This is a genomic window from Streptomyces doebereineriae (assembly GCF_031845645.1).
Classification (GTDB): Bacteria; Actinomycetota; Actinomycetes; order Streptomycetales; family Streptomycetaceae; genus Streptomyces; species Streptomyces canus.
This window is the reverse complement of sequence record NZ_JAVREZ010000133.1, coordinates 1-490: the sequence shown is the minus strand read 5'-3', so window position 1 is coordinate 490 and position 490 is coordinate 1. Positions and strand designations below refer to the sequence as shown.

The window sequence follows — 490 nt, the reverse complement described above, 5'->3', positions numbered from 1 at the left end:
CCTTTAAATTTAGCTGTATTAACAACTTGACCATCTTTCATAATAAAACTTGCATCACCGCTATTTGCCGTTGCTGCAAAAATATTATCTCCCATAGCAACTAATCCTTGCTCATTGATAAAATTATATAAAGCAAGCTTTCCAACTATGGCATTTTTACCATTGCTAAATTGCGCAACAATACTTCCATCATCGGATATATTATATTGTTCAAAAAACCCTTCAGCTACACCATCTTGTTGTGTAACTACATTTTTTTCGACGCCTTGTTTAATATAAATCCCACTATAACCCGAACCAGGCTTGTTAGCATCATAAGGAGAACCTAAATCAATATTAATTGTTCCACCATTTGGATTTGCAATGCTTGTAATATTGTTTTGAAGCAAAGCACCATTTTTATCAAAAACCATATTTCCTTCAGTCGGATTGCCTACGGCATTGCCATTAGAATCATAAATTTGTGCAATAGCTTTATATTGTATATTAT

General features: G+C 33.1%; 1 protein-coding gene. It reads right to left on the bottom strand.

All coding sequences use genetic code 11. The annotated features are described in order from the left end of the window. Positions 1–490 (bottom strand): flagellar hook protein FlgE (locus RNB18_RS51075; RefSeq protein ID WP_311720932.1); only part of this gene is annotated, 490 nt, incomplete at both ends.